Genomic DNA, 21,757 nt, shown 5'->3' with positions numbered 1-21,757 from the left:
ACTCCTTTAGCGTTCGAATTGACCAAACTCTTGTTGTAGCTGTCGGTTTACCGCGAGGCGTTCCGGCAGCGCTTCACCCAGTGCTTCCACCACGCCCGAGAGCAGCAGGTTGAACAGGCAACTGACGGGGGCAAGTGAATCCCAGAAGTGTCCGGTATCGGTTTTCACCTGCAGTAAATCGATAGGGTAATCCCGCGCCCACGGACACCAGATATCGGTAATGATCGCCATCGGAATGCCTTTTTCACTCGCGACGCGACAGTACTGACGGGCGATAGCGGAGTAGGCACGGGTATCGGTCAGCACCACGTAGGGGTTCGCAAATCCGGAGTTCAGGGACTCCACCCAACTGCCGGATAACCCTTCTGAGTAGCTCACGCGCGGGCGCAGATATTCCAGATGGCTGAAGAACGCATTAGCGATCCCGCGCGTCGACTGAATACCCAGCACAAAAACCGCGTCTGCACGGGCAAGCTGATGGACCACCTGCCTGAAGGCCTCGCTTTGCGCCAGCTGGTACACGTGCGTAATCGCGTCAATTTCCAGGGAAAGCGAGTGCTGAACGCGGTCCGACAGCGGTTGCTGCTGCTGCCACGAGTCAAGACGCTCGTTCATGCCCCAGGGCTGATAAGGGTCGCGCAGGCTTTTTTTGGCATCGTCCAGATTGCGGTAGCCCAGCTTGCGCAGGAAGCGCCCGACGGTGATCCCGCTGGTCCCGGTAATCAGCGCCACGCTTTCTGCCGTTTCAAAGGGGATCTGCGCGGCGTGCGCCAGCATCCAGCTTGCCACCCGCTTTTCGCTTGGCGTGAGCTGACTGAAGGTCGCTTCGATACGGCTCAGCACTTCAGGTTGTGTCGTCATACCGCCTCGCTGTTAACTGGCTGTCAATTGCCGATTTTTTGTTATCTGATTAACAATGCAGGACGCGTGCCATGTTCACAGAGCGGGTAAAACCCGCTATGCAGCAAAGTTAATGCAATATTTGTTTAACCAATGATCAACATTTGTGCAGCGTAGTTCACTTTTGGTGCATTGGTCGAAGCGGAGGAGAATGATTTTGGTGAATACGTCAGTGCCTTCACATTTTTGTTAAGATTGAAGGACACTGAGCTGGAAAGGAAAATCGGCATGGCGAATTGGCCCTGGCGTGTCAGCGTGCGGCTGATCGCGTTCGCAAAGAAAAGTATCCTGGTGTTGGGGATTATCCTGTTTGTACTGCTCGCCGTGCGGGTTTATCTCTCGCAGCAGGGGCCGGAACTGCACCGCTGGCATACCTGGCGCGCGGATGAAATGTCCGTCCAGGAGATGGACAAGGCAAATTTCGCCCAGTACCTGACCCGCGAAAACGCCATTTTCAGCGCGCTGGAAAACGAGGTGACGGCGAAAACGGAAGCAGAAGAGCAGACCCCCCTTAACCGCTACAACCGCCAGAGCCTGGTATGGCCAGGACAGTTTTCACCCGATGCCAACCGTTCATTTGTGCTGATGCCAAAAGGCAAACCACGCGGAGCGGTGGTGCTGCTTCACGGACTGACGGATTCGCCTTACAGCGTAAAACACCTTGCGGTTAACTATCAGCAGCACGGCTTTGTCGCCGTTGTTCCGCGCCTGCCCGGTCATGGCACCGCGCCCGGTGCGTTAACGGATGTCGACTGGGAGATGTGGATGGCGGCGACGCGGCTTGCCGTACGTGAAGCGACGCGTCTGGCGGGAGATGCGGTGCCGCTGCATCTGGTGGGGTATTCCAACGGCGGGGCGCTGGCCATGAAGTATGCCCTTGATGCGCTCGACGCCCCGACGCTGCGCAAACCTCAGCAGCTGGTTCTGCTGTCACCCATGATTGGCGTTACGGCGTTCGCCCGTTTTGCCGGATTCGCCGGACTACCCGCGATGTTACCGGCATTTGCCAAAGCCGCGTGGCTCAACATTGCTCCAGAATATAACCCTTACAAATATAATTCGTTTCCGGTGAACGCGGCGCGACAGTCGTGGTTACTGACGCAGGCGTTGCAGCAGCAGCTTAGCCATGATGCGCAGATCCACCGCCTCGACCAGCTCTCTCCGGTGATAGCGTTTCAGTCCATCATGGACTCTACGGTCAGTACCCGGGCGGTGGTGACGGGGCTGTTCGACCAGCTTCCGGCAAACGGCAGTGAACTGGTGGTATTTGATATTAACCAGGCGGCGAGCTTCCGTCCGTTGTTTAAACCCTCTTCATGGACAGCGCTTGCCGATCTCCTGCCTGCGGCAAAAAGGCGTTACAGTGTCACGGTGGTGACCAATCGCAGGGCAGACAGTGATGACACGGTTGCTAAGATTACGCCTGCGGAGAGTACGCGTGAAACGGTAGTTCCGCTCTCCACTCCGTATCCGCAAGAGGTCTATTCGCTCTCGCATGTGGCCATCCCGTTCCCTCCTGAAGATGATCTGTATGGCCGTCATCCGGAGGTCAAAAACCGCTATGGCATTAGCCTGGGGACCATTGCGCTGTGGGGCGAGACCTCGGTTCTTAGCGTCGGGAAGGATGCGCTCATGCGGGTCACGTCGAATCCGTTTTACGACTATATGCAGGCGCGGATTAACGGGCGCATTGAGGGGAATTAATTGGTTTAATGAATAGATTAGGCCGCAAGGGGGAAGTATGTTAAACAGTAACGTTCAGACGTTTACCTTATATCCGGACCCCGATTCTGTGCTTACTACTCTCATTTATCGAAGCCAGTGGAATTTATCCTGCAGCACTGCAGAGCTCAGCGCGCTGGTTGAAAAGGCCAGGATCCGTAATACGGGGGAGAACATCACCGGTATTCTTCTCTCGAACGGAAGCGAAATTCTGCAACTTCTCGAAGGGAAGGAAGAGAGCGTGGTGAAGCTCTTCCATAAGATCCGCGAAGATAAACGGCATGCAGACGTGGTGGAACTCATGCGGGATTACGGTCCGCGCCGACGTTTCGACAACGTCGGCATGCTGCTGTTCGATCTGCAGGTCCAGTCGCAGAAAGAGGTTCTGGAATCAGTTCTGCATTACAGCAAGCTCGAGAGTTATCTGACATCTGACGATCGGGTGTTTAAATTTATCCAGTCGTTTATTACCGGCAGTAAATCGACATCGTCTGGCTCGCATTACGAACCGGAGAAATGGACGCTTTCCCGCGAGAGCACGGTTTTTCGTCACGGCCTGGGGCTGTTTGCCGATCAGCCCTGCCAGTTTGCCCTTCAGCCGATTGTCGAGCCCTCGGAAGGCAAAATTAGCTCTTTTGAAGCGCTGATCCGCGGAAATGACGGCGGAAGCCCGGAGCATTTCTTCAATGCTCTCGACCCGGATAAGATTTACGAGGTCGATCTGCAAACCAAAGCCTATGCCTTCGCGCTGGCCGAAAAACTGGGGATCGGGAGTCACAAACTTGCAGTGAACCTGCTGCCAATGTCGCTGGTGAATGTGCCTGGCGCGGTTGAGTTTTTGGTCGAACAGATCGGCAGGTACGGTTTACAGCCTGAACAGGTCATCATCGAAGTGACCGAAAACGAGATGATTTCCGGTTTCAATCAGTTTAACAGCGCCATTAAACAGCTGCGTGTAGAAGGGATTGGTCTGGCCATTGACGATTTTGGCTCTGGCTATGCCGGACTTTCTCTGCTGACCCGATTCCAGCCGGATAAAATTAAAATCGACCGGGAGATTGTCAGCAATATTCACCTAAGCGGTCCGAAGCAGGCGATTGTGCGCTCAATCATCAGCTGTTGTACCGACCTGGAAATTACCCTGGTGGCCGAAGGCATCGAGAAGCTCGAAGAGTGGTTCTGGCTTGAGTCTGCCGGAATACGCCGTTTCCAGGGCTTTTTGTTTGCACGCCCACAGCTGAATGGCGTGTCTGATATTAACTGGCCGCATATGACGCGTTGACCACGCATTCCATACAATTCCTCCTCAACTATTTCCCCCTCATGGCAGGCTATGCTTAAATAGCTAAAACGGTTTAACATTGTTTAGCAGAGAGGGTGACATGAAAAAGATCTGGGTTCTTGGTGATGCCGTAGTGGATCTCCTGCCAGATGGGGAAGGCAGGTTACTGCAATGCCCCGGCGGCGCACCGGCAAACGTGGCGGTTGGCGTTGCGCGGCTGGGGGGAAACAGCGCGTTTATCGGCAGAGTGGGCGACGATCCTTTTGGGCGCTTTATGTATCAGATATTAGCTGATGAGCAGGTTGAGGTGCGGCAGATGCGCCTTGACCCTGCGCATCGTACCTCCACAGTGGTTGTCGATCTGGATGACCATGGCGAACGCTCGTTTACCTTCATGGTGCGCCCGAGCGCCGATTTGTTTCTGGAACCCGCCGATCTGCCGTCCTTCAGCGCCGGTGAGTGGCTGCACGTCTGCTCCATCGCCTTAAGCGCAGAACCGAGCCGCTCAGCGGCGTTTCAGGCGATGACCTCCATCAGGGAAGCGGGTGGTTACGTCAGTTTCGACCCCAATATTCGCCCTGATCTCTGGGCTGATGAGAACGAACTTCGCCGCTGCCTCGAACTGGCTTTGCAGCACGCAGACGTGGTCAAACTCTCCGTTGAGGAGCTGACGTTTTTAACCCACGACGCTCAGGTAAAAACCGGGCTGGCGTCACTCATGCGCCGCTGTCCGGCCCGTCTGGTGCTGGTCACGCTGGGCAAAGAGGGCGTTATCGCCTGGCATGATGGCGCCGTGAAACACTATCCGGCAACCTCCGTGGAGTGTGTCGATACGACCGGAGCAGGTGATGCCTTCGTGGCCGGTCTTCTGTACGGACTGGCCGCCGGTCAGGAACTTGTCCCGGTCATCGGACTCGCGCAGCGCTGCGGCGCGTTAGCCACGACGGCGAAAGGCGCAATGACCGCGCTGCCTTACCGTCACGAACTGTAATTCCCCCCTTTGGCCGCCCGTCGGCGGCCTGAATTGTCGCCTCGATCACACAAACTAAATCGGTTTAGCAAAAAACATTGCCGATCCAAATTTCACAGGTTTAGTATCAGCAACCTAAACCGGTTTAGCAATTTAGCACTTTTAATAAATTCTTTTAGGGATGCGACAAAATGTATAAAAAACGCAGACTTGCCGTGATGATAGGCATGCTGGCCGGCAGTACCTCTGTTTTTGCCCAAACGGATATGACAAGCATTGAAGCGCGCCTTGCCGCGATGGAGCAGCGCCTCCAGGCTGCGGAAACCCGCGCACAGGTTGCCGAGAAACGCGCCACGGCGGCGGAGCAAAAAACGCAGCAGCTGGTGGCGGCACAGCAGCAGGCGCAAACCACCACTCAGGCGGTGGCGCAACGTACGACGGTGCTGGAGAAAAAAGCCGACCAGAGCAGCGGGTTTGAGTTCCACGGCTACGCCCGTTCGGGGCTGCTGATGAACGACGCGGCCTCCAGCAGTAAAAGTGGTCCATACCTGACGCCAGCCGGGGAAACCGGTGGTGCGGTAGGGCGTCTGGGTAACGAAGCAGACACCTACGTTGAGCTGAACGTGGAGCACAAACAGACGCTCGACAGCGGGGCGACCACCCGCTTCAAGGCAATGCTTGCCGACGGTCAGAAGACCTATAACGACTGGTCCGCCGATACCAGCGATCTCAATATACGTCAGGCCTTTGCCGAACTGGGAAATCTGCCGGATTTTACCGGCGCGCTAAAGGGCAGCACCTTTTGGGCGGGTAAACGATTCGATCGCGATAACTTTGACATTCACTGGCTGGACTCCGACGTGGTGTTTCTCGCCGGGACCGGCGGCGGCGTGTATGACGTGAAGTGGAACGAGAACCTGCGCAGCAACTTCTCGATTTATGGCCGCAACTTTGGCAGCGAAGAGGAGATCGACAATAACGTTCAGAACTACATCCTCAGCATGAACCACTTCGCCGGTCCGCTCCAGGTCATGGTCAGCGGCTTACGCGCGAAGGATAATGATGACCGTAAAGACAGCAGCGGCGATCTGATTAAAACCGATGCGGCGAACAACGGCGTGCACGCCCTGGTCGGCCTGCATAACGAGAGTTTCTACGGGCTGCGTGAAGGTTCCGCCAAAACGGCGCTGCTCTACGGCCACGGTCTGGGCGCCGAGGTCAAAAGCATCGGTTCGGATGGCGCGTTGCTGTCGGAAGCCGATACCTGGCGCTTTGCAAGTTACGGTGTCACGCCGCTCGGCGGTGGCTGGCATATCGCGCCTGCCATGCTGGCGCAGAGCAGCAAGGACCGCTACGTGAAAGGCGACAGCTATGAGTGGGTCACCCTGAATACGCGCCTGATCAAAGAGGTCACGCAGAATTTCGCCCTCGCGTTCGAGGGCAGCTATCAGTATATGGACTTAAACCCGGAAGGCTATAAGGATCGCAATGCGGTCAACGGTAGCTTCTACAAGCTGACCTTCGCCCCGACGTTAAAAGCGGGCAAGATTGGTGATTTCTTCAGCCGTCCGGAGCTGCGCCTGTTTGCCACCTGGATGGACTGGAGCAGCAAACTGGATAATTACGCCAGCGATGATGCCTTTGGCAGCAGCGGCTTCAACGCTGGCGGGGAATGGAACTTTGGGGTTCAGATGGAAACCTGGTTTTAACCCATCACGCTCCCGCCTGGCGGGAGCGTTTCGCACATCATAAAAAAGAAGTCAGGCAGAGGTATCTATGGATTTTAATCAAATCGCCCGCGAGCTTATTCCGCTGCTCGGTGGCAAGGAAAACATCGCCAGCGCCGCCCACTGCGCAACGCGTCTTCGTCTGGTGCTGGTCGATGACGCGCTTGCCGATCAGCAGGCTATCGGCAAGGTCGAGGGTGTAAAAGGCTGTTTTCGTAACGCCGGGCAGATGCAGGTCATTTTTGGCACGGGCGTGGTCAACAAGGTTTACGCGGCGTTTATTCAGGCGGCGGGTATCAGTGAATCCAGCAAGTCGGAAGCGGCGGATATCGCGGCGCGCAAGCTCAACCCGTTCCAGCGCATCGCGCGTCTGCTCTCCAATATTTTTGTGCCGATTATCCCGGCGATTGTGGCCTCGGGTCTGCTGATGGGGCTGCTCGGGATGGTGAAAACCTACGGCTGGGTTAACGCGGACAACGCGCTCTACATCATGCTGGACATGTGCAGCTCGGCGGCGTTTATCATTCTGCCTATCCTGATTGGCTTCACCGCCGCACGCGAATTTGGCGGCAACCCCTACCTGGGGGCCACGCTTGGCGGGATCCTGACGCACCCGGCGCTGACCAACGCCTGGGGCGTGGCGTCCGGCTTCCACACCATGAACTTCTTCGGGCTTGAGATCGCCATGATTGGCTATCAGGGCACGGTGTTCCCGGTGCTGCTGGCCGTCTGGTTTATGAGCATCGTCGAGAAAAATCTGCGCCGCGCGATCCCGGACGCGCTGGATCTGATTTTGACGCCTTTCCTGACCGTGGTGATCTCCGGCTTTATTGCGCTGTTGATTATCGGCCCGGCAGGGCGCGCGCTGGGAGACGGCATCTCCTTTATCCTGAGCACGCTCATTGAACACGCGGGCTGGCTGGCCGGGCTGCTGTTTGGTGGGCTTTATTCGGTGATTGTGATCACCGGTATTCACCACAGCTTCCACGCCATCGAGGCCGGGCTGCTGGGTAACCCGTCGATTGGTGTTAACTTCCTGCTGCCTATCTGGGCCATGGCGAACGTGGCGCAGGGCGGTGCCTGTCTGGCGGTGTGGTTCAAGACCAAAGATGCCAAAATCAAAGCCATTACCTTACCCTCGGCGTTTTCTGCGATGCTGGGCATCACCGAAGCGGCCATTTTTGGTATCAACCTGCGCTTTGTAAAACCGTTTATCGCCGCGCTGATTGGCGGCGCGGTGGGCGGTGCCTGGGTGGTGTCGGTCCATGTCTATATGACCGCCGTTGGCCTGACAGCTATTCCGGGAATGGCTATTGTGCAGGCCAGCTCGCTGCTCAACTATATTATCGGCATGGTGATTGCGTTCGGCGTGGCGTTTACCGTCTCGCTGCTGCTGAAATATAAAACGGACTCTGAATAATGACCTTCGCTTCCCGCTGGCCTGCGATATTGCAGGCCGTCATGAAGGGCCAGCCGCGCGCGCTGGCCGACAGCCATTACCCCGCGTGGCACGCCGCGCCGGTGACGGGGCTGATGAACGATCCCAACGGGTTTATCTGGTTCGCCGGGCGCTACCACCTGTTTTATCAGTGGAATCCGCTGGAGTGCGATCATCGCTACAAATGCTGGGGACACTGGAGTTCAGCGGATCTGGTGCACTGGCAGCATGAGCCGCTGGCGCTGATGCCGGATGAAGAATATGACCGCAACGGCTGCTACTCCGGCAGCGCCGTGGACAACGGCGGCGAACTGACGCTGTGCTACACCGGCAACGTGAAGTTTGATGACGGCAGCCGCACCGCCTGGCAGTGCCTGGCCGTCGAACAACCGGACGGAAGCTTTAAAAAACGGGGCCCGGTGCTGCCGCTGCCGGACGGTTATACCGGACACGTCCGCGACCCGAAGGTGTGGCAACACGACGGGGGGTGGTACATGGTGCTGGGTGCGCAAGACGTGCAAAAGCACGGCAAAGTGCTGCTGTTCACATCCAGTGACTTACAGCGCTGGCAGCCTTGCGGCGAGATTGCCGGTCACGGCGTCAACGGCCTATCGGACGCGGGCTATATGTGGGAGTGCCCGGACCTGTTCGCCCTCGACGAGACGCACGTGTTGATCTGCTGTCCGCAGGGGCTGGCGCGCGAGCCGCATCGCTACCTCAATACCTATCCGGCAACCTGGATGAGCGGGGCGTTTGACTATCAGCGCGCGACGTTTGATCACGGCGAGTTACATGAACTGGACGCCGGGTTCGAGTTCTACGCCCCGCAAACCACGCTGGCGGAAGACGGACGGCGTATCCTCATTGGCTGGATGGGTGTGCCGGACGGGGAAGAGATGCTCCAGCCGACGCGGGCCCATGGCTGGATCCACCAGATGACCTGCCCGCGTGAACTGCGGTATCGCGACGGCAGGCTGTGGCAAACGCCCGTTCGTGAACTGGAAACGCTGCGCGAGACCGAATGTCAGTGGCAGGGTGCTGCCCGCGGTGCGCCCGTTCTGGATGCGACGAGTCTTGAGTTTGAGCTGGAAACGGCGTGTGTGAATGTGGATTTTGCCGGCGCGATGCGCCTTCGCTGGGATGAGAAGGGGCTGCGTCTTGAACGCGCCAGTCTGAAAAATGGCGAAACCTTGACTCGCTACTGGCTGGGTGACGTTAACCATTTACGCGTTCTGTGCGACCGTTCCAGCGTTGAGATTTTCATCAATCATGGCGAAGGGGTGATGAGCAGCCGCTATTTTCCTGCTCATCCGGCTCAGGTGTGCTTCGAAGGTGCGTCCGACATCACATTACGCTACTGGTCGCTGCGCCGCTGCATGATAGAATAGGGGTTTTGGCAGCCGGATCTAAGTCGTTGTGAGAAAAACAAAACGCGTCACAATTAAAGACATCGCGGAGCTGGCGGGGGTTTCAAAAGCCACCGCCAGCCTGGTACTGAACGGACGCAGCAAAGAGCTTCGGGTGGCGGAAGAGACCCGCGATCGCGTTCTGGCAATTGCCAAAGAGCATCACTATCAGCCGAGCATTCACGCCCGTTCGCTGCGTGATAACCGCAGCCACACCATTGGTCTGGTGGTCCCGGAGATCACCAACTACGGTTTTGCCGTCTTTTCTCACGAACTGGAAACACTGTGCCGCGAGGCGGGTGTTCAGCTGCTGATTTCCTGTAGCGATGAGAATCCGGGGCAGGAGACCGTGGTGGTCAATAACATGGTGGCGCGCCAGGTGGACGGCCTGATTGTGGCCTCCAGCATGCTGAATGATGCGGACTACCAGAAACTGAGCGAGCAGCTGCCCGTTGTCCTCTTTGACCGCCATATGAACGACAGCTCTCTGCCGTTGGTCATTACCGATTCGATTACCCCCACGGCGGAACTGGTGGCCGAGATCGCCCGCCAGCATCCTGATGAGTTTTATTTCCTCGGCGGGCAGCCACGGCTTTCCCCGACGCGGGACCGTCTGGAAGGCTTTAAGCAAGGTTTACGTGAGGCCAACGTCGAGCTACGTTCGGAGTGGATCATTCACGGCAACTATCACCCGAGCTCCGGCTACGAGATGTTCGCTGAGCTTTGCGCGCGCTTAGGCCGTCCGCCTAAAGCCCTCTTTACCGCCGCTTGTGGCCTGCTGGAAGGGGTATTGCGCTATATGGGCCAACATAATCTGTTGCAAAGTGATATCAGGTTAGCCAGTTTTGACGATCATTATTTGTATGATTCGCTGACGATACCGGTTGATACTATTCGCCAGGATAACCGCCAGCTGGCGTGGCACTGCTTTGATCTGATTGGTAAATTGATCGACGGTGAGGCACCGCAACCTGTGCAGCGGAAGCTGGATGCTACCCTTCAGCGGCGCTATAAGTCAGCGGTATAGCCCCGGCCAATACATCAATAACTTTAATTAATTTAAGTTTTGGAACAGCCGATAACCATAAGGAATAATTTTCCTTGAGGTATTGGTTTATGTCGTTGAAGAAGTCGTCCCTGATTGTCCTGTTCTCACTGCTTTTCTTCTTTGTTGTCAGCACTGCTACCAGCGTTGGCCTCATCATTAAAAGTAATAATTCCCTGGATAACGTGAACAAAGAGATCCAGGTTGTGCTCTCCATTATTGACCCTATCAACCATAGCCGTACGCTGCGCGTCAGGGTGATGGAGTACGTGAAGATGGTGGAAGCGGGCAATACTGCCGATGAGGCTACCAAGCTTTCTGCGGTGAAAGAGGCGCTGACCAAAGCGGACCACGCCTTTGCGGCCTTTATGGCTTCGCCGCGTCTGACGGATGAAGCCCCGCAGGTGGCTGCCTATCAGGATGCCTGGCAAAACTACCGCAACCAGGGGCTGGCTCCGCTGATCGATGCCGCCGAGGCGCACGATGTCGCCAAATTTAACGCGCTGATCCCGGAAGTCTCCCGCCTTGACCGTCAGTACGAGATCGTTCTCGACCAGGTCCTTTCCATTCATCAGAAATATGCCAAAAGTCTTAACGAGGATGCGAGCAGCAACTTTGTTTCTGGCCTGGTGATGATTGCCGTTATCGCCTGCCTGTTTGTGCTGGTGATTATTGCCGTCAGCCTGCTGATGAAGCGATTTGTCTTCGCGCCGGTTAACCTGGCCCGTGAACACTGCAGCCAGATTGCGGCGGGCAAGCTGGACATACCGGTGCCCGTGAAGGGCAGCGCCGGGAATGAAATCGATCACCTGATGGGTTCGATGGAACAGATGCGTCAGGCGCTGCTCGCCACTATCGCCCAGGTGCGCGACGCGAGCCATACCGTCACTCACGCGGCGCAAGAGATCGCCTCCGGAAATATCGACCTGGCTTCACGCACCGAACAACAGGCATCTGCACTGACCCAGACCGCAGCCAGTATGGAAGAGCTGAGCGCGACGGTGGCGAATAATACCGATAATGTATTCCAGGCCGGGAAGCTGGTGCAGGATGCGGTGAAAAATGCCCACACCGGCGAAGCGGTGACCCGCGAAGTGATCGAAACGATGAACACCATTGCGGCGAACTCGAAGCGCATCGAGGATATTACCAGCGTCATTAACAGCATCGCCTTCCAGACCAATATTCTGGCGCTCAACGCGGCGGTTGAAGCCGCGCGCGCGGGCTCGCAGGGCCGCGGCTTTGCGGTTGTTGCCAGCGAAGTGCGAACACTCGCGCAGAAAAGCGCGGTGGCGGCCAAGGACATCGAGAGCCTGATTGCGCAGTCGGTTTCCAGCGTGAAAAACGGTGCGCAGTTGGTTAACCGCTCGGGAGACGTTATTGATTCGATTATTTCTTCGGTAAATAAAGTGAATACGCTGATGGAACAGATTTCCGTCGCTTCCGAAGAGCAGAGCCGGGGGATTGGGCAGGTCGGCCAGGCGGTGACCGAGATGGACGGCGTGACCCAGCAGAACGCGGCGCTGGTGCAGCAGTCCGCGGCGGCAGCGGCCTCGCTGGAAGAGCAGGCGCAGCAGCTTTCACGGAGTATTTCGAGCTTTAGATTGCCGGTGCAGGCGTAAGCCTTTGACATATGCCGGGTGGCGCTGACGCTTACCCGGCCTACCAAACCTGTAGGCCCGCGCAAGCGTCAGCGCCGCCGGGCAATAACCGCGAATATGCGGCCAGAGTATTTATTTCATTTTCCCCAGCAATATTTCCCGCCCTCATCCGTCTACCTCATCACAAGCCATAATCAGTTACTGTAAACGAGGTAAACACCATGAGAGATTTTGAAATGCACGGCAGAGGTCACGGACGCGGATTCGGTCGCCACCGTATGGGCAAGGGTTTAGTCATCGGCGCGGTGATTTTCATCGTGCTCGGCCTGCTGGTGATGACCCTGTGGAACGCATTACTTCCCGCCATCCTCGGCGTGAAAGCCATCGGCTTCTGGCAGGCGCTGGGCATTCTGCTGCTGAGCCGCATTCTGTTCGGTGGGTTAGGCTTCAGGCCTGGTATGTTCGGCGCACACCGCCGGATGCACGAGCGCTGGATGAACATGACGCCGGAACAGCGTGAAGCCTTTATTCAGCAGCGTCGCGCTGGGTTTGGACGCCACGGCCATTGTGGCTGGTGCGACCATCGTGATGAAAAGCGCGATGACAATGCGCCGAAAACACCGGAAGCAGAGTGAACGATATGAAAGCCGGTGAGGCAGGTGAATCATTACTGGTCTCGGCGCTTAATGCCTGCCGCACCCGCCTGAAGGCATTCATTCGCGGGCGAACGGCGGTTCGCGACGATGCCGACGATATCCTGCAGGAAGTGACGTATCAGCTGATGAAAGTGGAACAGCCGGTGGAGAACGTCGCCGCCTGGCTGTTTCGTGCGGCACGCAATGAGATGACCGACCGGGCGCGGAAAAAGCGTGAGGTTTCGCTCGCTGGCTACTTTACCGCTGACGACGACGAGGATTTCCCCGAAGAGGAGTTGGCCGAAACGTTATTCGGCGTGCCGCAAACGCCGGAGGAGGAGTATCTTAAATCGTTGCTGTGGGAAGAACTCGAGCAAGCCCTGTCGGAACTGCCGCTGTCGCAGCGGGAGGTATTCGAAAAAACGGAATTTCAGGGGTACAGCATGAAAGCGCTGGCGGATGAAACGGGCGACACGGTGCAGGCGTTGTTATCCCGCAAGCACAAGGCCGTGCGATTTCTGCGTAGTCGCCTGCAGGATATCTATGAAGCGTTGACAGGGGATTGAAGTTCGACCACTCTGAAAAACAATATGTTAGAGGGATCGTTATGCTTCAACTGCCTGCAAAGAAAAAAGTGCTGTTACTTGCTGCTCTGATGGTTTCTGGGGGGCTCAAAGCGGAAGAGACGCTGCCTGATGCCGTGAAGAACTTCAGTGAGCAGCAGGATATCAAGATCCTCAAGAAGATTGATGCCCCAGGCGGCGCACCTGCCTGGCTGGGACAATACCAGGACATGGGCGTCACCCTTTTCTTAACCCCTGACGGAAAGCACGTGGTTTCGGGGTATCTGTATGATGAAAAGGGGAAAAATCTCAGTGAGGCCTATTTCCAGAAAGAGATCTACGCGCCGATGGGGCGTGAAATGTGGAAAAAGCTCAATGCAGCACATCCGCTGAAAGAGGGGGCTGACGCTGCGCCGCGTAAAGTCTTTGTCTTTGCCGATCCGTTCTGTCCGTACTGCAAAACCTTCTGGTCCGAAGCGCAGCCGTGGGTGAAGGCGGGCAAGGTTCAGCTCAACACGCTGCTGGTTGCGTTTCTCAACCCCAACAGCGGGCGTAATGCCTCAGCTATTCTGAATGCGAAAGATCCGGTCTCGGCCTGGAAAGAGTACGAGCTTTCCGGTGGGAAAAAATTGCCTAAACCAGACGCTGCGGCGACGCGTGAAACCGTCGAGATCCTGCAGAAGCATCAGGCCTTAATGGACAGTCTGGGGGGGAATGCCACTCCGGCGATTTATTATCTGAATGAAGAAAACGAACTTCAGCAGGTGATGGGACTGCCGAACGAGAAACAGCTGGTAGAGATGTTCGGGCCGAAACCCTGATCGGCGCGGGCAGAAACGGCGTGTTCCTGCCCGCGTTTACCCTCTCAGCTACCCCAGCGCCCGCGGAGATAGCTTACCGCGTCCTGTGTTTGCGGCTGGTTGAGATAGTCTTCACGGAACAGGATGGTGCCATTCACGTTGGGCAGTGAATCGTTCAAATCGAGCTGTTTCTTCAGCTCAGGCACGCCGCCGTTAACCGTCCAGTCGGGTTCATTTTTAGAGGGTGCCCCCACTTTGTAAAACGCGATGCCGATGTAAAGGCGGGTGTGGGTCGGTTTCACCACGTCAGCCCACCATTTGGTCAGAACATCATAGCGCGCGGCGTCACGGGCGAAGGGCCAGTAGATCTGCGGCGCGATATAATCCAGCAACCCCTGTTGAACCCATTTACGGGTGTCGGCGTAGGATTCATCATACGCGGCAGCACCGCGCGTGTCAGAGCCTGCCGGATCAAAGGAGCGGTTGCGCCAGACACCCGCCGGGCTCACACCAAACTCAACGTTGGGTTTTGCCTGTTTAATTGCACGGGAGACCTGCACGATCAACTCTTGCGTATTGTGACGTCGCCAGTCTGCTTTGGAGGCAAATCCCTCGCCATATCGCCTGTAGGTGTAGGCATCATTCAGTGTCGACCCGGGCGTTTCTGTGTAGAAATAGTCGTCGAACTGCACGCCGTCTATCGCATATTGCCTCACTACTTCTGTTACAACCTGGGTTATCCAGTCACGCACCTCCGGAATGCCCGGATCGAGGACGAAACGATCGCCTGAGGTACGGATCCATTCCGGGTGCTGTACGTAAACGCTGGAAGGGTGCAGTGACGATGTCCGGTTTAACGCGGCAATGGTCGAAGGTTTGGTGTTCGTGGATACGCGGTATGGATTGAACCAGGCGTGGACTTTCATGCCGCGCTTGTGGGCCTCATCCAGCATAAACTGGAGCGGATCGTAGCCCGGATATTCTCCAATGGTTCCCGTCAGGGTATCCGACCAGGGCAGGATTTTAGATGACCACAGCGCCGTGCTGTCCGGCTTCACCTGGAAAAATACGGTGTTGATCCCGAGGCTTTTCAGCTTATCGAGTTTGTCCGTCAGCGCCTGCTTCTGCATCGCGATACGCTGGTCCGCGCTGCGGCCATTCACCGAGGCCAACGGCGGCCAGTCGAGACGAGAGACGGTCGCCAGCCAGATCCCGCGCATCGGCGCGTTTGCCTGCTGCGTCGGTTTGCTCACGGTCGGCAGAGGGGTAACCAGTGATTTGGGTGGTTTTGAGGAGCAGCTTACAAGTAAAAGTGCGCAGGCAGCCAGCGCACCAATCCGTTTTACGTGTCGCGTCATTTGCGTTTTAGCTCTTGATAATCCGACTGTTAGCCCAGGGATTAAAGGCGGGCTCTGCCTGTTCTGTGCTTACCTCATCGTTGAGGGAGTCCAGATACAGGGCTTCGACTTCCGCGCGCGCCCACGGGGTGCGGCGCAGAAATTTCAGGCTCGATTTAACGCTGGGATCTTTTCTGAAACAGTTAATTTTGATTCGTTCGCCCAACTCGCTCCAGCCATATTTCGCCACCAGGGCGTTGACCATCATCTCCAGCGTTACGCCATGTAAAGGATCGTTAGAAATGTGTGCAGTCATAGGCGTCCGGATATCTCAATGTTTATGGGGGAAGGGTTTCCGGTGAAAGGGTACAAGAAAGCAGGGGAAGCGGCAATTTAAGCGTGAGGTTCTTCACCCCTGAGGGGTGAAGAAAAAGCGTTTATTTTTTATCTTTAAACAGCTCCGGCGCCCACGGACGCGGATCCACCTCCATAAACGGCGCGCGCTCGAAGCGGTCCTTCAGCGCCCACGGTACCGTGCAGTCGAAGATGGTCTTGCAGGAAATGCCGTTTCCGCGAATTGAGTTGCTGTAATCCGGCGACTGCGACGGATCCAGCTGGTGGCCGCGGATCCCCGGTATATTCGTGATGCTGACATCTCCCTGCATGCGGGTGGTCATCGCCCACAGGATGTCGTCGCTGTCGAAAATATCCACGTCTTCGTCGACAAGAATAATATTTTTCAGTTCCGAATAGGTGGCTAAGGCTATGAGCGCCGCCTGGCCCTGTCGTCCTTCGTCTGACGGCTGGCGTTTTTTCACCTGCAATATCCCGAGGAACTTACCGCCGCCCGCGGTATGCGCATAGACGTTTTGCAGAAAGCCCGGAATCGCCTCCTCAACGGCATTGCGGATGCTGGCCTCCGTTGGCAAACCGGCCAGCGTAGTATGTTCTTCTCCGGGTCCCACCAGCGTTTGCAGGATTGCGTGATGACGCATGGTCACCGCTTTCACTTTGATCACCGGCAGGGAGGGGTTCGCCTCACCGCAGTAGCCTGGGAACTCCGGCATCGCGTGGCCGGTATTGGTGTGCTGATCTTCTCTTACGCGCACGCCCGGAAGCAGTTCGCCTTCGATGATGATTTCCGCCCGCGCAATGGCTTTCTCTTTCACTGCCACGCCTTGCACCAGTTCGACCGGCTGCTGGCGCAGCGCCCCGGCGACGCCCAGTTCGTTGTAGCCAAACGGCGTGGTGGGGGCCTCAAAGCACGCGCCGATATAGATGGCGGGATCGAGCCCCATGTTGATCGTCACCGGCAGCGGTTTTCCGGCCTCTTCCGCCTTTTTGCGGAAGACTTCGATATGCCGACCAGCGGCAAGGAACATGGAAAGCTCGTCGCGCTCCTGGACGCAGAGACGGTGGATGGTGACATCCGTGAGCGAGCTATCTTCAGGATCGCTTGCCAACACCAGCCCCAGACAGAAGAACGGGCCCGCATCAATTGGCGTGTTTGTCGGTGCCGGAAGCAGCTTGCGCAGGTCGAAATCAGGATCGTCCGCGTAGAAAACCTGCTCCTGACAGGGTGCCTGCGAGGCCGGGACGACAACGGGTGCCACCGGTTTTTTCACCGCCTGCCCGACGTGTTTTGCCAGTTCAGAAGGCTCGCAGCCCAGAAGGAGCGCCGCGCGATCGCGGCTGGCGTGCATGCCCACCAGAATGCGGGAGCCCGGATAGCCCTTCACGCTGTTGAACATCATGGCCGGGCCTGTACGGGTCGGACGTTTTACCGTACCGCCCGCGCCGATATGACGATAGACCCCCGCCAGCTCCGCGTTGGGATCGACCGGATAATCGGTTTCAATATAGTGCCCTTCGTGGCGCTGAAGCAGGGCGATGGCGCTGCGGAGATCGTTGATCGGGTTTTCCATATTTTCCTCCCTCGTTTGAATACCTCCATTCTTATGGCAATGACCAATAGCATCAATTGCATCATTACTGCTAAATTGATAAGTAAATTCATATCAAAAAAGGAGGCGTCCCGTGCAGTTTCGTCAGATGCGCCATTTCATCGTCGTTGCCGAAGAGCTCCACATGCACCGGGCCGCTGAGCGTCTGAACATGGCGCAGCCGGCGCTGAGTCAGCAGATAAAGGCGCTTGAGGAACGTTTGGGCGTGACGCTTTTTAGCCGGGCGAACCGCCGCTTGACCCTGACTCCCGCTGGTGAAGCGTTTCTGCTGAAAGCCAGACTCGCCATCTCCCTGACCGAGCAGGCGGTTCTGGACGCCAGGCAAACGGCAAGGGGCGAGCAGGGGGTGTTAAACCTGGGGTGCGTGTCGAGCGCGATGTTCGACGGCAGGCTGCCCGCCGCGCTGCGCCAGATGCATACGCGCTGGCCGGACATCACCATGTCGCTGGTGACGGGAAATGTGCAGACGCTCTACGCGGCCGTACAGAGCAATCAGCTGGATGTGGCCATCATACGGGCTCCCTTGCCCACGCTGCCTGACGATCTGCAGAGCCGACCGTTCACCGCCGAGAAAACGGTGCTGGCGCTGTATCGTCAGCATCCGCTGGCGGGCTCATCCGCGCTGACGCTTTCATCAGTCAAAGATGAAAAATGGATTTCCCTGCGCGACCCGGAGGGGATGGGGCTGGAACAGTACTTTTATGACGCCTGCAGCGGAGCGGGTTTTCAGCCGAACGTGGTACAAAACGCGACCGACGTGCCCACCGTGATAAGCCTGGTCTCGGCGGGGTTTGGGCTGGCGCTGCTGCCCGCGTCGGCAAAGGCGGTGAGCGTCGAGAATGTGGTTTACGTGGACATCCTCGACCGGCTGCGGGAGAGCGAGCTGACGCTGGTTTGCCACCGGATTATCCGCTCAGAGGTGCTTAAAAAGTTTCTGCTTACCCTCGATCACACCTGACGTCCGGCGGCCAGCAGCAGCTGCTCGCGCAGCCAGATATTCGCTGAATCATGGCTGTTTTTCGGGTGCCAGTACATGTTGATGGTAATCGGCTGGAGCGGCAGCGGCGGCGCGAAGAGATCCAGCGTGCTGGCAAACTGTTTCAGCATCCGCTCCGGCAGGGTGCACACCAGGTCGGTACCGGCCACAAGCGCAGGCGCCACGGCGTAGCTCTGCGTCGACATGGCGACGTGCCGCTGGTAGCCCAGCCCTGCGAGGGTTTGATCGACAAAGCCGGTAAACGGATCCCCCACCGATGACACTACCAGATGAGAAAGGGCGCAGTAGCTTTCCAGATCTAACGGTCCTGTCCCGCGCGGATGGCCTTTGCGCTGTGCGGTGGCAAACGCGTCGTCGATGAGTTTGCGTCTTACCCAGCCGTCGTGGGCTCCCGCGCTCACGCCGATGTAGATATCCACATCGCCGTTTTCCAGCTGCTGCGGCAGTTCGGCCATCTGAGGCAGGGCAAAGCGCAGGCGAACGCCGGGGGCTGCTGCGCCTGCCTGGTTAAGCAGCCCGGTGCCCAGCATCAGCGCCGGGTTTTCATGCAGCGCGATAACAAAGGTCCGGCTGCTGGTTTGCGCCTCGAACGCGGTGGGGGCAAACATCGCGCTGATGCCGCGCAGTACGCTCTCCACCTGCGGCCTGAGCGCCTCCGCTCTCGGCGTGGGTAACACCCCGCGTCCATGCGGGGAGGGAATAAACAGCGGTTCGCCAAAGAGCAAACGCAGGCGCGCGAGACGGGCGGACATCGCCGGCTGGCTGATGCCCAGCCGCATGGCCGCATGGGTGATGTTCCTGTCCTGGAGCAGGGCGTCCAGGGTCAGGAGCAGGTCTATGTCCATCTCAGTGACCCGAGTCATCTTATTTCGCGCCGCTGGCGTCCCGGTTGGTATAGGTTACCGGTACCCAGGCATAGCCGCTGCTTTCGCCTTTGGTCACGTAGCCGATACCCGGGAAAGGCAGATGGGGCGCGGCCACCAGATCTTTATTTTTCACAAAGTCCGCAAACGCGTGCTGGCGCACGCCTGTCGCTTTGTTCTGATCTTCATCGTAGGTGATTGTCACGTCAGGCTGCGGGAACTGGACCGCCGCGGCGTGAATAATGTCGCCCACAAAGGTGATCTTCTCGCCTTTGCTTTCCAGGGTATAAAACGCTGAACCCGGCGTATGTCCTGGATGAACCGTGCCGGTAATACCCGGAAGCAGTTCAGAGGTGCCGCTAAACGGCACGACCTTGCCGGCGTCCAGATAGGGCTTTAAGGTCTTCTGCGCGACGGTAAAGTAGTTCTTGCCGTAGCCGGTTTTTTTCTGGTTGTCGTCGTTAAAGAAAAAGTCGATGTCCGGTTTGCCCACGAAAACGCGGGCGTTGCTGAACACCACCTTGCCGTCTTTTACCAGGCCGCCAGAATGGTCGGAGTGGGCGTGAGTCAGCAGGACTTCAGTAATGTCCTGCGGCTTAATTCCCTGCGTGGCGAGGCTCTCAATCAGACGTCCGCCGTTGCCGGGGCCAAAAAGCTGGCCTGAGCCGGTATCCACCAGAATTTTATGTCCGGGCATCGCAATCAGGAAGGCGTTGATGGACACCTCAGCCGGGTTAGTCTGGAAATTTTTCGCCAGCAGTGCATCAATGTTTTGCGGCGTTGTCCGGCGCAGCAGCTTGTGCAGATCCTGCGCGACGCTCCCGTCGGTAAACGAGGTGACAAGCACATCGCCGACCTGAACGCTGTATCCGCCCGCCGGTTGTTTAACGACGTGCTGGGGCGTCTGTGCCGACGCCTGCAGCGCAGGGTAGAAAAGCAATGAACTGGAAATCAGCGTGGACAGAGCAAGTTTTTTCACGGTAAGCATACGAGTCTCCTTTGAAAGCGCTCATCTTACTTCTCCGTAAAATTATAAGAACCTGCCTAATAATGATAGGACCTATAAATGGGATGGATAGTAAACCGAAGGGCCGGTAAGGCGGGCGATGCCTTTCCCGGCCAGTAAAATATTATTTTTTCAGGGAGGCGTTCCAGCTGTCCAGCGTGGCTTTCGACCAAGCGCCATAAGCGGCGTTAGGTAGCACAATCCAGTCATCGCCGAAGTGCGCTTTGCTGGCTTCAACCAGCTGACGCTGCTGCTCGCTCGGCTTTTCGTTTTTAAACTGCACGGCGAAATCCGGCAGGCTGTCGCCAAACAGCATCACGATCTGCTGCTTTTTGAGGATGCTCTGGCGACGCTCTTCCTTGCTGACCGTATCCAGAAGCACGCTTTCATCGGATACCTGCGGAAGTCCCAGGGCTTTTAACGTCCTGAGCGTATCGGCTTTATTTTCCTGCATGCGGTCCGAGACATAATAGATACGGACATTGCTTTGATTCACATGGTCAAGAAACGCCTTCGCGCCGGGAATTAAGCCGGGTTTTCCCTGTTTCTCCCAGTCGCTCCAGGTGTCCCATTTTGTATAGTCGTGACACTGCTCCGTGTCGCGCACCAGCAGAGGGGTGTTATCCAGTACTGTTTCATCCAGATCCATTACCACGGCGTAATTTTCAGGCGTTTTAAGGTCTTTTACCTTTTCGTTGAAACGCTCGGTGGCAAACCGATACGTCTGCAGCTGAAGAGCCATAATCTCTGCCGATTTCTGCTGATAGCGCAGCGCCATTTCGTACGCTTTGGGTTCACACAGGTCGCGCTCAGCGGCCGTTGCCGTTGCCGTTGCACTCAAAACAGGTAATGCCAGCAGTAATGCCTTAGCCATTGAATTCACACTTCTTTCCTCAACACCGTGGTTAAAATCCCGAAAGCGTAATGAAATCTAATGACAGAAATATGAAGGCTGCGTTGCTACACCAGCATGTAATACCAGAACAGGGCGACTTCGTCTTTTTCCGGTAAGGCGTTGTAGAGAAAACGATCGTATCCGCCCAGGGTAAACCCGTAGTGACGGTAAAACAGACAGGCAGAGACGTTCACATTTTGTGTTTCAAGCCGTAATCCCGGCGCGTTTACGCTGCGGGCCCAGACGTGGGCGGCGGCCATCAATTTTTGCGCAGCGCCGGTTCTGCGTTTTGTTCGCTCAACGGCAATATAATCCACTGAAATAAACTTATTCCAGCCGATTGACGCAGTAATAAATCCGGCTATTTCACCGTCATCCGTTTCGGCGATAAGAAATATGGCGTCCGGGTTAACGCAGTGGTTTTCAAGGGTTTGAATGTCGAGCTCATAGGTTTTTGTCCAGGGCTCGGCGACGGCTTCAATATGCAAATCACAGTGGATAAAGGGCTCTCGCGCAATATGGCTAATGGTGAAAGAAAAGTCACAGCATTCAAGACGTACGAGGTCAGTATTTAATCCTTTTCGAATCTGCATAGTATTCCCTGTA

At 56.7% G+C, this 21,757-nt stretch carries 20 protein-coding genes; 12 read left to right on the top strand and 8 right to left on the bottom strand.

Annotation, left to right across the window (positions count from 1 at the left end; translation table 11 throughout):
- Window positions 1–6 precede the first annotated feature (6 nt).
- On the bottom strand, window positions 7–861 hold the full coding sequence (locus HV355_RS00180; protein WP_182400629.1) for a MurR/RpiR family transcriptional regulator: 855 nt from the start codon (window positions 859–861) through the stop codon (window positions 7–9).
- 267 nt (window positions 862–1,128) lie between these two features.
- Here HV355_RS00180 and HV355_RS00175 point away from each other — a divergent pair, with 267 nt between their 5' ends.
- From HV355_RS00175 to dsbG, 11 genes are all read left to right on the top strand, one after another.
- Window positions 1,129–2,604: an alpha/beta hydrolase gene (locus HV355_RS00175; RefSeq protein WP_174339582.1), complete on the top strand. Its 1,476-nt coding sequence runs from the start codon at window positions 1,129–1,131 to the stop codon at window positions 2,602–2,604.
- An 88-nt stretch (window positions 2,605–2,692) separates the two neighbouring features.
- A complete protein-coding gene (locus HV355_RS00170) occupies window positions 2,693–3,904 on the top strand; it encodes a diguanylate phosphodiesterase (RefSeq protein ID WP_182400628.1) in 1,212 nt (403 codons plus the stop codon).
- Window positions 3,905–4,004: 100 nt separating this feature from the next.
- The gene (locus tag HV355_RS00165; RefSeq protein ID WP_182400627.1) at window positions 4,005–4,895 is read left to right on the top strand and encodes an aminoimidazole riboside kinase; all 891 of its coding nucleotides are present in this window, start codon (window positions 4,005–4,007) and stop codon (window positions 4,893–4,895) included.
- Window positions 4,896–5,065: 170 nt separating this feature from the next.
- Window positions 5,066–6,583 (top strand): carbohydrate porin, encoded by a 1,518-nt coding sequence (locus HV355_RS00160; protein WP_182400626.1) that lies wholly within the window; start codon window positions 5,066–5,068, stop codon window positions 6,581–6,583.
- A gap of 67 nt (window positions 6,584–6,650) precedes the next feature.
- Window positions 6,651–8,021, top strand: coding sequence for a sucrose-specific PTS transporter subunit IIBC (locus HV355_RS00155; RefSeq protein ID WP_010431297.1), 1,371 nt, complete (start codon window positions 6,651–6,653; stop codon window positions 8,019–8,021).
- Window positions 8,021–9,427 carry a sucrose-6-phosphate hydrolase gene (locus tag HV355_RS00150; protein WP_182400625.1) on the top strand — a complete coding sequence of 469 codons (1,407 nt, stop codon included), beginning with the start codon at window positions 8,021–8,023 and terminating at the stop codon, window positions 9,425–9,427. Before HV355_RS00155 ends, HV355_RS00150 begins: the two co-directional genes overlap by 1 nt.
- Before the next feature lie 28 nt (window positions 9,428–9,455).
- The gene (locus HV355_RS00145) at window positions 9,456–10,472 is read left to right on the top strand and encodes a LacI family DNA-binding transcriptional regulator (protein ID WP_120158179.1); all 1,017 of its coding nucleotides are present in this window, start codon (window positions 9,456–9,458) and stop codon (window positions 10,470–10,472) included.
- 89 nt (window positions 10,473–10,561) lie between these two features.
- On the top strand, window positions 10,562–12,112 hold the full coding sequence (locus tag HV355_RS00140; protein ID WP_182400624.1) for a methyl-accepting chemotaxis protein: 1,551 nt from the start codon (window positions 10,562–10,564) through the stop codon (window positions 12,110–12,112).
- A 200-nt stretch (window positions 12,113–12,312) separates the two neighbouring features.
- Window positions 12,313–12,726 carry a hypothetical protein gene (locus HV355_RS00135; RefSeq protein WP_182400623.1) on the top strand — a complete coding sequence of 138 codons (414 nt, stop codon included), beginning with the start codon at window positions 12,313–12,315 and terminating at the stop codon, window positions 12,724–12,726.
- Window positions 12,727–12,731: 5 nt separating this feature from the next.
- The gene (locus HV355_RS00130) at window positions 12,732–13,292 is read left to right on the top strand and encodes a sigma-70 family RNA polymerase sigma factor (protein WP_182401203.1); all 561 of its coding nucleotides are present in this window, start codon (window positions 12,732–12,734) and stop codon (window positions 13,290–13,292) included.
- Between the two features lie 41 nt (window positions 13,293–13,333).
- Entirely contained in the window at window positions 13,334–14,110 is a 777-nt protein-coding gene (dsbG, locus tag HV355_RS00125) for a thiol:disulfide interchange protein DsbG (protein WP_182400622.1), read from the top strand.
- Between the two features lie 44 nt (window positions 14,111–14,154).
- Here the strand turns inward: dsbG and HV355_RS00120 are convergent, their stop codons facing one another.
- The 3 genes from HV355_RS00120 to HV355_RS00110 all read right to left on the bottom strand — a co-directional run bounded on the left by HV355_RS00120 (window position 14,155) and on the right by HV355_RS00110 (window position 17,351).
- On the bottom strand, window positions 14,155–15,447 hold the full coding sequence (locus tag HV355_RS00120) for a glycoside hydrolase family 10 protein (protein WP_182400621.1): 1,293 nt from the start codon (window positions 15,445–15,447) through the stop codon (window positions 14,155–14,157).
- A gap of 7 nt (window positions 15,448–15,454) precedes the next feature.
- The gene (locus tag HV355_RS00115) at window positions 15,455–15,742 is read right to left on the bottom strand and encodes a VF530 family protein (protein WP_182400620.1); all 288 of its coding nucleotides are present in this window, start codon (window positions 15,740–15,742) and stop codon (window positions 15,455–15,457) included.
- 121 nt (window positions 15,743–15,863) lie between these two features.
- Window positions 15,864–17,351, bottom strand: coding sequence for a UbiD family decarboxylase (locus tag HV355_RS00110; RefSeq protein ID WP_120158175.1), 1,488 nt, complete (start codon window positions 17,349–17,351; stop codon window positions 15,864–15,866).
- A 112-nt stretch (window positions 17,352–17,463) separates the two neighbouring features.
- Here HV355_RS00110 and HV355_RS00105 point away from each other — a divergent pair, with 112 nt between their 5' ends.
- On the top strand, window positions 17,464–18,348 hold the full coding sequence (locus HV355_RS00105; RefSeq protein WP_126817068.1) for a LysR substrate-binding domain-containing protein: 885 nt from the start codon (window positions 17,464–17,466) through the stop codon (window positions 18,346–18,348).
- Here HV355_RS00105 and HV355_RS00100 read toward each other — a convergent pair.
- The 4 genes from HV355_RS00100 to HV355_RS00085 all read right to left on the bottom strand — a co-directional run bounded on the left by HV355_RS00100 (window position 18,339) and on the right by HV355_RS00085 (window position 21,744).
- Window positions 18,339–19,250, bottom strand: coding sequence for a LysR family transcriptional regulator (locus HV355_RS00100; protein WP_182400619.1), 912 nt, complete (start codon window positions 19,248–19,250; stop codon window positions 18,339–18,341). The genes HV355_RS00105 and HV355_RS00100 overlap by 10 nt on opposite strands.
- A gap of 1 nt (window position 19,251) precedes the next feature.
- A complete protein-coding gene (locus HV355_RS00095; protein ID WP_182400618.1) occupies window positions 19,252–20,238 on the bottom strand; it encodes an MBL fold metallo-hydrolase in 987 nt (328 codons plus the stop codon).
- Between the two features lie 142 nt (window positions 20,239–20,380).
- Window positions 20,381–21,139 (bottom strand): 5'-nucleotidase, lipoprotein e(P4) family, encoded by a 759-nt coding sequence (locus HV355_RS00090; RefSeq protein WP_182400617.1) that lies wholly within the window; start codon window positions 21,137–21,139, stop codon window positions 20,381–20,383.
- A 77-nt stretch (window positions 21,140–21,216) separates the two neighbouring features.
- Window positions 21,217–21,744, bottom strand: a complete 528-nt coding sequence (locus HV355_RS00085; RefSeq protein ID WP_108417439.1) for a GNAT family N-acetyltransferase — start codon at window positions 21,742–21,744, stop codon at window positions 21,217–21,219.
- Window positions 21,745–21,757: the final 13 nt, after the last annotated feature.

It is taken from the genome of Enterobacter sp. RHBSTW-01064 (genome assembly GCF_014103035.1).
In the GTDB taxonomy this organism is placed as follows: domain Bacteria; phylum Pseudomonadota; class Gammaproteobacteria; order Enterobacterales; family Enterobacteriaceae; genus Enterobacter; species Enterobacter mori.
The sequence above is the reverse complement of the archived record's forward strand: the minus strand, read 5'-3'. Positions and strand labels throughout refer to the sequence as shown.